11 protein-coding genes and 1 riboswitch are annotated in these 10,667 nt (G+C 34.9%); of the genes, 9 read left to right on the forward strand and 2 right to left on the reverse strand.

Features of this window, described 5'->3' with window-relative positions; all coding sequences use genetic code 11:
* The first annotated feature begins 2 nt into the window (after nt 1-2).
* From brnQ to ACW6OJ_RS05855, 5 genes are all read left to right on the forward strand, one after another.
* Nucleotides 3-1,286 carry a branched-chain amino acid transport system II carrier protein gene (gene brnQ, locus ACW6OJ_RS05835; protein WP_456096009.1) on the forward strand — a complete coding sequence of 428 codons (1,284 nt, stop codon included), beginning with the start codon at nt 3-5 and terminating at the stop codon, nt 1,284-1,286.
* Nucleotides 1,287-1,621: 335 nt separating this feature from the next.
* On the forward strand, nt 1,622-1,975 hold the full coding sequence (locus ACW6OJ_RS05840) for a hypothetical protein (protein ID WP_456096010.1): 354 nt from the start codon (nt 1,622-1,624) through the stop codon (nt 1,973-1,975).
* 124 nt (nt 1,976-2,099) lie between these two features.
* A riboswitch (SAM riboswitch) is annotated at nt 2,100-2,197 on the forward strand.
* 74 nt (nt 2,198-2,271) lie between these two features.
* Nucleotides 2,272-3,240, forward strand: coding sequence for a methionine ABC transporter ATP-binding protein (locus ACW6OJ_RS05845; RefSeq protein WP_456096011.1), 969 nt, complete (start codon nt 2,272-2,274; stop codon nt 3,238-3,240).
* A complete protein-coding gene (locus ACW6OJ_RS05850) occupies nt 3,230-3,883 on the forward strand; it encodes a methionine ABC transporter permease (protein WP_293426051.1) in 654 nt (217 codons plus the stop codon). Before ACW6OJ_RS05845 ends, ACW6OJ_RS05850 begins: the two co-directional genes overlap by 11 nt.
* 129 nt (nt 3,884-4,012) lie before the next feature.
* Nucleotides 4,013-4,840, forward strand: a complete 828-nt coding sequence (locus tag ACW6OJ_RS05855) for a MetQ/NlpA family ABC transporter substrate-binding protein (protein WP_293426049.1) — start codon at nt 4,013-4,015, stop codon at nt 4,838-4,840.
* A gap of 120 nt (nt 4,841-4,960) precedes the next feature.
* Here the strand turns inward: ACW6OJ_RS05855 and ACW6OJ_RS05860 are convergent, their stop codons facing one another.
* Entirely contained in the window at nt 4,961-5,431 is a 471-nt protein-coding gene (locus tag ACW6OJ_RS05860; protein WP_293698495.1) for a type I restriction enzyme HsdR N-terminal domain-containing protein, read from the reverse strand.
* 220 nt (nt 5,432-5,651) lie between these two features.
* Here ACW6OJ_RS05860 and ACW6OJ_RS05865 point away from each other — a divergent pair, with 220 nt between their 5' ends.
* The gene (locus ACW6OJ_RS05865) at nt 5,652-6,710 is read left to right on the forward strand and encodes a DUF1002 domain-containing protein (RefSeq protein WP_293426045.1); all 1,059 of its coding nucleotides are present in this window, start codon (nt 5,652-5,654) and stop codon (nt 6,708-6,710) included.
* A 119-nt stretch (nt 6,711-6,829) separates the two neighbouring features.
* On the opposite strand, the gene ACW6OJ_RS05870 is transcribed toward ACW6OJ_RS05865, so the two are convergent.
* Nucleotides 6,830-7,780, reverse strand: a complete 951-nt coding sequence (locus tag ACW6OJ_RS05870; RefSeq protein ID WP_455105424.1) for a polysaccharide deacetylase family protein — start codon at nt 7,778-7,780, stop codon at nt 6,830-6,832.
* 188 nt (nt 7,781-7,968) lie between these two features.
* On the opposite strand from ACW6OJ_RS05870, the gene ACW6OJ_RS05875 reads away from it, so the two are divergent.
* From ACW6OJ_RS05875 to ACW6OJ_RS05885, 3 genes are all read left to right on the forward strand, one after another.
* Nucleotides 7,969-8,475, forward strand: coding sequence for a rubredoxin-like domain-containing protein (locus ACW6OJ_RS05875; protein WP_456096012.1), 507 nt, complete (start codon nt 7,969-7,971; stop codon nt 8,473-8,475).
* Nucleotides 8,476-8,497: 22 nt separating this feature from the next.
* Nucleotides 8,498-9,364 (forward strand): YitT family protein, encoded by an 867-nt coding sequence (locus ACW6OJ_RS05880; protein ID WP_304083792.1) that lies wholly within the window; start codon nt 8,498-8,500, stop codon nt 9,362-9,364.
* Between the two features lie 89 nt (nt 9,365-9,453).
* Nucleotides 9,454-10,410: an MORN repeat-containing protein gene (locus ACW6OJ_RS05885; protein WP_456096013.1), complete on the forward strand. Its 957-nt coding sequence runs from the start codon at nt 9,454-9,456 to the stop codon at nt 10,408-10,410.
* Nucleotides 10,411-10,667 lie beyond the last annotated feature (257 nt).

A 10,667-nucleotide genomic window follows, 5' to 3' on the forward strand; every position in this document is an offset into this window, starting at 1 on the left:
ACATTGTTGTCATCGGTTTCGCATTATTCGCGATGTTCTTTGGTGCTGGTAACTTAATTTTCCCACCGTTCTTGGGTGTTATATCAGGAACTAAATGGTTTGTATCATTCATGGCATTCTTATTTGCTGATGGTGGTTTGGCATTATTAGGTGTTATCGCAGCAACAGGTACACAGGGCGATATGATGGCCTTCTTCGGAAGAGCTGGAAAGAAGCTAGGTATTGTAATTGCATCAATAACTATTCTTTGTATAGGACCATTTGTTGCTATACCAAGAACAGCAGCTACAACTTATGAAATAGGTGTAGTTCCCAATTTCGGACATAGCCTAAGCCCAATAGTATTCGCAATTATATTCTTCGTAATAGTTCTAGTATTAACTATTAAGCCTTCAAAGGTTGTAGATATAATTGGTGCTTTCTTGACACCAGTACTTCTAATATGCTTGGCAGTATTGATCATAAAGGGTATAGTGAGCCCTCTAGGTGCGCCACTTGATAGAACACTAGTTGATAACGTATTTATAAGCGGTATCAATGACGGTTATCAGACTCTTGATGGTATGGCTGGAGCAGTATTCGCTGGTATCGTTATAGCATCTGTTAAGCAGAAGGGTTATACTGAAAAGAAGGTTCTAGTTAAGGCTACAATACTTGCCGGCATAGTGGCAGTTGTAGGTTTGGCCCTTGTTTATGGTGGTCTAACTTACCTAGGTGCTACTGTATCTCCACAGTATGACAATACAGTTGAAAGAACTACACTTGTAATATCAATAACTCAGGCTATACTTGGTGGACCTGGTAAGGTAATCCTTGGTCTAGTTGTTGGTCTAGCTTGTTTAACTACAGCTATAGGTCTTACATCTTCTTGTGGTAACTACTTCAGTGACCTTACAGAAGGTAAGCTTAAGTATGAAGTTATAGTTGTTATAGTTTGTGTATTCTCAGCAATCGTATCTAACTTCGGAGTTGATAAGATTATACAGATCGCTGCACCACTACTATACATGATGTACCCAGCAGTTGTTACTCTAATACTTCTTGGTCTATTCCATACTAAGATTCAGAACAAGAACGTATACGTGCTAGCATCTTGGGTAGCTCTAATATTAGGTATTGCTCATGAATTGTCAACTGTACCTCTTTTTGCAAATGTAGGTGGATTAGCTGGTCTAACAGCAGCTTTAAACAAGTTACCAGGTCATTCAGTTGGATTCTACTGGATTATACCAGTGGTAGTTGCAGCTATAGTTGGTAAGTTCATAGGAGCTAAGAAAGAAGCTTAATAGACTTATAAGTATAAGTTTTGACTAAATAAACACAAAAAATAAACACACAGACAGGATCCCGGTTGACTAATTCAGCCGGGATTTTTAGTTTTATAAGTATCATGGAATATTCTAATGTCTTAGGTGAGAGATATATAAGTAATAGGAAATTTTTTTAGATAAGTGGATAGCACCACTAAAACAAGAATAATACAAATGGGAGATTATCAAACTTGAAAATATGCTAATCCTATATTATAATATTTATATAAATTACATGATAGCTAGCTGGTATATATACTAGTAAACTTAAAATAGTTGATTTAAAATAGTTGATAAATTGGAGGATTGAAATGTCTAAGAATACTGGAAAGAATAAGAAAAAAAATAAGCCCTATTATAAGAAGCAGGAAGTCTCCAATAGTAAGGAAACAAAGGTAAGCAATTCACCTATGTCAAATAATACCTTTTTGTTGGGAGTGGGCTTTTTGATTATAATATATTCTAGGTATTTAGCAAATCAACTATCTTCTGTTTTAGTAAATATATTAGGACTGGGTGTGATGTTTTATGCCATGTTCAGGTCGTTTAATGAAGACAAGGAAAATGGTAAAAAGAGGGCAGTTGTAATTGATTCTATAATAATGGGAATTATAGGGCTTGCTATAATTTACAGCATTTATTGGTTGACACAACTAAGATTTTAGTTTATTTTATAAGGCTTTCAGAGGATTTTTCTTATTGTTAAAAGACTAACTTAAAAAAATATTAAAAAAAATCTTGACAAAGTTCAACTAATATTTTATCATAGGTAATAACAAAATATTAAATCTCTTATCGAGAGTGGCGGAGGGACTGGCCCTGTGAAGCCCGGCAACCTAACTTTGTTAAGGTGCTAAATCCAGCGGTGTGTAACCGAAAGATGAGTAGTATTTCCAGGTCTGGGTATATTTTACTCAGGCATTTTTTATTTTTTATTAAAGTTTACAGAAAGGAGTATAAAATGATTGAAATAAAGGAAGTGAATAAGTTTTATGGTCAAAACCAAGTTTTGACGGACATAAACTTAAAGATAAATGACGGAGAAATATTCGGCATCATCGGACATAGTGGGGCTGGTAAATCTACGATATTGAGATGTATTAATAGGCTAGAAAGCTTCGATTCTGGGTCAATATATGTAAATGGCCAGGATGTAGCCAATCTTGATGAAAAGTCTCTTAGAAATTTAAGAAAAGACCTGGGCATGATTTTCCAACACTTTTCTCTTTTAGAGAGGAAGACAGTTTTTGAAAATGTAGCCCTACCAATGGAATGTTTTAAGTATTCTAAGGAGGAAATAAAAACAAGGGTAGAGGAGTTACTAGACCTAGTTGGTATTTTGGATAAGAAGGATATCAAGCCTAGAAACCTAAGTGGTGGACAGAAGCAAAGAGTAGCAATAGCCAGAGCCTTGACAATGAACCCGTCTGTATTGCTTTGTGATGAGGCTACTTCAGCCCTAGACCCAAAGACAACCAAGTCAATACTAGACCTGCTACAGGAAATAAATCAAAAGTTGGGTATAACTATAATAATAGTTACCCACCAGATGGAGGTAATCAAGCAGGTTTGTACGAGAACGGCAATAATGGATGCGGGTAAGGTCCTAGAGGTAGGAGATACTCAGGAGATATTCTTAAAGAACAATAAACCTCTAAGAAAATTACTTGGAGAGGAAAATATAGTCCTACCTAGTGGATGTAACCTAAAGCTATTGTTCACTAATGACATGTCAAATGATCCCGTTATAACAGGTATGGCTAGAGAGCTTTCCATAGATGTATCAATAATTTATGGTAAGCTGGAGAAATTTAGAGATAATATATTAGGTTCCTTGATTATTAATGTTCCGAGAGAAAGACTTGGAGATGTCGAAAAATATTTGACTGATCATGGTATGAGATGGCAGGAGGTAGACAATGAGCTTTAGAGATTATATGACAACTTTATTCCCAACTGCCTTTGTGGAAACACTTTATATGATTTTGGTTCCTACTATAATAGCATCTATAATAGGCTTTATAATCGCAATTATCTTAGTAATAACTAAGGAGGACGGCTTAAAACCTAATAGGACTATATATAATACGCTTGGCTTGATAGTTAATGTATTTAGGTCTTTCCCATTTATCATCTTAATAGTTGCTATTAGTAGCTTTACAAGATTGGTTGTGGGAACTAGTATAGGTAATACAGCAGCCCTAGTACCTATTACAGTGGGTACAGCACCATTTATGGCCAGACTGATTGAGTCATCTTTAAATGAAGTAGATAAGGGTTTGATTGAGGCAGCAAAATCATTTGGTGCTACAAATGTACAGATAATATTCAAGGTTATGGTAAAAGAGTCAGTTCCATCAATTGTATTAGGAGTAACCCTTACTATAATTTCAGTACTTGGTTATACTGCAATAGCAGGAGCCGTTGGTGCTGGTGGACTTGGTAACGTAGCAATCGTATATGGTTACCAGCAGTTCGATAAAAATGTAATGTTATTTACTGTTATAGCTCTTGTAATCTTAGTACAGATTATACAGAACCTAGGAGACTTCTTATATAAGAAGTTAAAGTAATAATTCATATTAAAATAAAGTTAAATTAATAACTTATATAAAATAGCTAACTAAATTCACAATTTAGTGCTATAATATAAATTAAAAATTAGAATTTTTAGAAAAAGTTAAATTTTAGGAGGTACAAGTATGAAAGCAAAGAAATTTTTAACATTAGCTGCAGTTGCAGTACTATCACTAGGACTAGTTGCTTGTGGAGCAAACAAGGATGCAGATAAGGCATCTACATCTTCAGGAGATGACAAGACTATTACAGTAGGTGCTACACCTAACCCACATGCACAGATTTTAAACGAAGTAGTAAAGCCACTTCTTGAAAAGGATGGATACAAGTTAGACGTTAAGGTATTTAATGACTATGTTCTACCAAACAAGGGCTTGACTGAAAAGTCTCTAGACGCTAACTACTTCCAGCACGTACCATACTTAGATGAGTACAATGCTAAGAACAAGACTGATATAGTTTATACTGCAAAGGTACACTTAGAACCAATGGGTGTATATTCAAACTCACTAAAGAAGATTAGTGATGCTAAGGACGGAGCTACAGTTGCAGTTCCTAACGATGCTACAAATGAATCAAGAGCTCTTAAGCTACTTGCTAGAGAAGGCTTAATTAAGGTTGCAGACAAGGACCTATTAACTAAGAATGATATCACAGAAAATCCAAAAAATATTGTAATTAAGGAACTTGCAGCAGAACAGCTACCAACAGCTTTAAAGGATGTAGACATAGCAGTTATAAACTCTAACTATGCACTTGAAGCTAAGTTAAACCCAACTAAGGATTCAATCGCAATCGAGTCAACTGATTCTCCATATGCTAATATATTGGCTGTTAGAAAGGGTGAGGAAAATAGCGATAAGATAAAGGCTCTTACAAAGGCCCTTACATCTCCAGAAGTTAAGAAGTATATCGAAGAAAAGTACAATGGTGCTATAATTCCTTCTTTCTAATTAGGGTATAGAATATAATATAAGTTTAAAAGTATAAAATAAAAAGAAGAGGCCACTTGACCTCTTCTTTTTACTTTTATAAAGCATTAACTGTTTAGGATAGTTTCTCCTAAGACTCCTTTAGTGGTTATGGTGGTGGTCTTCACAACCACAGTCACAGTCAGGATGTTCAGCCATATACTCCTTATATTCTTTTTCAACAGCCTTGAATTCTTCTAGCATCTGGCTGTATTTTGGTAGAGCTTCTTCATCCTCTAGCTCAGTTCCATTCCAGTCAGCATACATCATCTGGTCTCCGTTTGTAAGTATCATCCTACCAACGTGAGTAGATTCATCGATTAATTCAAGGAAGTCCATCTGACCGTCTACAACGCTCTCAGTTAGCTCAATATCATCATCAAGACAAACTACAATCATAAGTGGTAAAAGTGCACCATCTTCATCCTCAACTGTGACTGTGATGTCAATAGTACCTTCTACACCTTCTTCATACTCAGATAGGGGAGTATCTATTTCAATCATTTCTTCAGGTACTGCTAATTCCTGGATTAAATATTCTACAACTCTATCCTTTACTAACTCTTTTGACATATTTGTCTCCTTTCAATCTTTTGTTTTAATACCATAAGAGTGTCCAACCAGACAAGCTAGACCAAGTAAGATATTTATAATATCAAGTATATTATAGCATTGTAAGTATTTAAAGTCTAGAATTTATGCCTTTAAAGGTAAAATTAAGCATATAGAGATATCCTCATAATACAGGTTGGGAATAAGCAATAAATGAATGACCTGTGTTGGAGGTATGAAAATGAACATATTGAAAAATAAGACAAAGAAAAATATTAAAGGGAAATTTTTGGCTATGCTTACGGCAATTAGCATGACTGCAGGTCTAACAGCCAATGCCTTTGCTGACTCAGGTGAGGTAGTAACACTAGGTGCTAACCTCAATGCCAGTCAAAAACAGGCTATATTAAATTACTTTGGCGTAGATGAGGCAAACTCAAATATAATTTATGTAAACAACCAACAGGAGAGAAAGTACCTTGGTGGAATTGCACCAGAGGCTCAGATCGGTAGGGTGACAATGTCGTCTTCCTATGTTGTGCCAACAACAAGTGGTGGTATAAATGTAAAAACATCAAATATTACCTGGGTAACAAGCTCTATGATTGCATCTACACTTGCCACAGCAGGCGTGGAAAATGCAAATGTGGTCGCCGCTGCACCATTCCCTGTGAGTGGTACAGGGGCACTGACAGGTATTACAATAGCCTTCGAAAAGTCTTCAGGTGAAAAGCTTACAGAAGAGAAGAAGAAGCTTGCCAATAAGGAGCTGATAACTACAGGTAACCTTGCTGAGTCAGTTGGTAAGGATAAGGCTGCAGGTATAGTCAATGATACTAAGAAGGAAGTAATAAAGAACGACTTGGATTCTGAAAAGGAAATCAAGGATACAGTAAAAAAGGTTGCTGATAATTATAATGTGACCCTTAATACTGGTGACATTAACATTATAACTAACCTAATGAAGGACGTGGGTAACCAGAACTACAACTACAATGATATAAAGGATACCCTAAATAATGTAAGTGCTAATGTAAAGAACAATCTTAGTCAGGCAGGTGAAAAGATAGAAGCCAGTGGCATAATAGACAAGGCATCTTCTTGGATAAAGAACAACAAGGATGCTAGTAACTTTTTTAATAAGTTCGACGATTCTAAGCTATCTAAGGATGCTGTAGTAAGTACGACATCTACAGGCTTAGATGAGGCAAAGAAGGTTGCTGGTGACCTGGCAGATAAGGCACAGAAGTCAGGCTTACTTGACAGGATCATAGACTTTATAAACTCATTTTTTAACTAATATAACTAATATATAGGGCTAGATAAATATATGAGTACAAGGAAATAAAAATAGAGGTATACATTTACTTTAATGTATACCTCATTTTATGTTCTTATTTAGACTTGGGTATCGTTAATTTAGTACATTGTCTTAAATTCATAACCTTCAGCCTTGAAATATTTAATGATTCTGTCAAGATACTTAGCAGTTTCTTCCTTACCATAAGTATCATGCATTAGCAGGACGACAAGGTTTTTACCCTTACTGCTTTCTACAGCGTGCTTATACAACTCATCTGCATTTTTCTTTGCCCCTTCAGCATCAGCGTTTAGGGCATTCCAGTCAATAGAAGACTTATTATTTTTAATTAAATATTCATTAAGAGGTTCAGTCTTCTGCCAAGATATCTGACCACCTGGACATCTGTAAACCCTAGTTTCGAAGTCAAATCCAAGACTCTTCTTAATTAGGTCTGCATTTTTGTTAAAATCTGCAGTATAGTTTGATAGGTTTAAAACCCTACCAGGGTATAGGTGGCTATAGTCATGTGAATATGAGTGGTTGGCAATAGCCATGCCTTCATTATACTCTTGCTTTAGTATATCTGCAGCACCATTCATAGCCAGTGACTTACCTATAACGAAGAAGGTAGCCTTTACATCATTATCCTTAAGAGTCTTAAGTATATTAGGTGTATTTGTTAGAGATGGGCCATCATCAAAAGTTAAGAAGACCTGTTTTTTACCACCATTATCATAGTCGTAAGTGTTTAGGGCATTCCATACCTTTTGGGCATCGACACCGTAAAGCTTCTTTGCATCTTCCTTCTGGCCTATTACGGTTTTAGGCTTTTTTGTTTGAGTCTGAGCCTGCTTGTTTTCAATTTTTGTCTTGTTTTCTGCTTCTTCATTACTTCTATAAGCATTTATTAGCTTAAAGCAACCAGCTGCACATGCAATAATTATCAACAGTAATAAGATTTTTTTTGCATTAAAGCCGGCTCTTTTCTTTCTTTTAGGTAAACGTATGTCTCTTTTGTTAGGATTAGTCCTACTATAGTTTATATAGTGTTTTTTATTTTTTTTCATAATATATCCTCCCATCTTTATATTTTACTACATAAATGAGATTTTTTAAAGGAGACTTTTGAAGAAAAGTATTAAATTATTATAAAAAAATTCATAAATTTACTTTAGATTATAGACAAGTCAGCCTATATAGGATATTATATTTTGAGATGTATCTATTAAGACAGCTTGGAATGAGAGGTGTTGAAATGAAGCGATTTAAGTGTAAAGAATGTGGATATATACACATTGGTGAAGAGGCACCGGATGCGTGTCCAGTATGTGCCTATGACAAGAGTGTATTTATAGAAATGGATCAAGTAGGAGAAGAACAAAAAATTTCTTATGCCATGATAGAAGACTTGGATGATAGTTCCATAAGAATTTTGAGGCAATTAATTGATGATACTTCTAGGTTGGCAGCAGTTGCATCTGCTATGGCCAAGAGTGTCCTTATGGATAATGACCTAGAACAAGAAAAATACTTTAGGGAGCTTTCCTTAGAGCTTTTAGACCAGGCATCGGTATATATGATTTATTCAGGTGAATTTTTAGAGGTTACTACAAGTGCTAATAAGCCTGAGTTAGAGAAAAAAATATTAAATGAGATAAAGAAAATAGACAAGTTCCTTGAGACTATTCGTGATATGGATTTAGAAGAAGTCGTAGGTGTTTTAGAAGGTAATAAGAAAAAATTAGGGGATTTAATGAATTAGCATCTTGCTATAGGAGGAAGTAATGAGTCAGGTTAGAGACAGGTTCAGTGAACACCCTTCCTTAAGGTTGGGGACTATGATACTAGGTTTGAGTATATCTGCAGTTGGGGTGAATGGTTTTTTACGACAGGCCCATCTTTTGAGTGGTGGTGTAACTGGTTTTGCAACTGCTATTAACTACTTGACTGGTTTAAATGTTGGTATAGGAACCTTTATATTAAATATACCTATATTTATACTGGGATTTATATACTTAAAAAAAGAGTTTTGTATGCTTAGTTTAACAAATATGATTATATATTCTTTAATTCTAGGTTTAACCCAAGATATAGGGGCGATTATTCCTATAAATGATATTTTCCTACAGACCATATTTGGAGGATTTTTAAATGGTATAGGAATTGGCCTTGTATTTAGGGCTAGGGCATCTACAGGTGGTACCGATATAATTGCTGCCATCTTGAAGATGAAGAAGAATATTGAAATTAAAGATACTAGCTTTGGCTTCAATGTAATAGTGGTAATGGTTGGAAGTATTTTATTTAGCCTTAAATTGGGCCTATATACCCTAATAGGCTTTTATATTAGCTCCATTGCACTTGGATTTATTAAGGATGCAATGAACTATCAAAAGTCCTTAATAATTATATCTGACAAACCGGACCTGATAGCTGAGGATATAATGAAGGCCATGATTAGAGGGGTAACCTTTATACATGCTGAAGGGGCATATACAGGTGATAGTAAGAAATTGATATATACTATAGTATCTTCAAATGAGATACCAAAAATTAAAGAGATAGCATTTAAAATTGACTCTAGGGCCTTTATCACCATCAATGATATAACTGAAGTTAGGGGAAGGGGCTTTAAGTCCAAGGATTTATAATATTTTAGAAGTCTAGGGACAAAATACTTTTAAAATAATAAAAAATATTATATAATTAGTATAGATGTCTATTGAACGGAGGGATTAGTTTGAGCATATCAAATAATTATGTAGAATTATATACCAGTTATATAAATGAAATTGACGACATAAGAAAGAATTTAAAATTATTTAAGATAAAGAAGAGCAATGCCTTGAAAAAGGGTATTTTTGCAAGTGATGAAGAGGTCTATGAACTTGAAAAACTAATACTAGGAGAGCCTTCAGATCAAATTAAGGAGAAGTTGGCTGCTAGTAAGGAAGAGGAAATATATGTTGAATCACAAAAGGAAGAACTTGCTAAAAATGAAAATTTAGCCGATATAGTTGGTTTTCTTGATGATAGTGAAGAGGATAGACTTAACCTGGCCAAGGAAAATGATATGGTCCAGATTTACAGGTTCTCTAATGGTGATATGTATATTGGTAGACTTTTAGATGGAAAGTTGATTGGTATAGGGTCTTATATTTTCCAACCTAGTGAAGATGACGATTCAAGTATTAATACTGAATATATAGGCAACTTCGTAAATGGTGTTAGAGAGGGAAGGGGCTCCTTTACTTTTTCTAATGGTAATGAATATATAGGTAACTTCAAAGCTAATAAGAGTGATGGTATTGGTCGTATTAAGTACAACAATGGCGATGAATATCTTGGCAATTGGATAGAAGGAAGAAAAGAAGGTCTCGGTATATATACTTGGAGCGATGGCTATATTTATATTGGCGATTTCAAGGATGGTAAGATGGATGGTAAAGGTTCATGCTTTAATTCTAAGGGTGAGCTTATATATGATGGTGAGTGGAAGCTAGGTCAGATTCACGGTAAGGGCAAGTATATATGGAATAGAAACAAATGGTATGAAGGAGACTTCCAACAGGGAGAAAAGCATGGAGAAGGAACCTTCTACTTAAATGGCGATCCTGTTTACCAGGGTACGTGGAAGTTTGATAAACCATCGATCTTTGATAAGTCTTTTGAGGACATCATAGCTGCGATGCAGTAGAAGAATAGTAAAAGAAACTCGATTAGGGGTTTCTTTTTTATTGAATTAAAATTAAATAAAGGAAATTTAGGGCTTCTGTCGAATACAACTATTGTAATATATTGACAAATAGTATGTTTCATGCAATAATGAAATGTTAATGTTTATAGTAGGGGCAAGTGGTTAGATGAATGATATGAAAGAGATAATAGAGGAAATTAAATATAGGAGTGATATAGCCGATATTATTTCCGACTATGTCAGATTGAAGCCAGCGG

The sequence above is a fragment of the Peptostreptococcus sp. genome, from assembly GCF_977045075.1.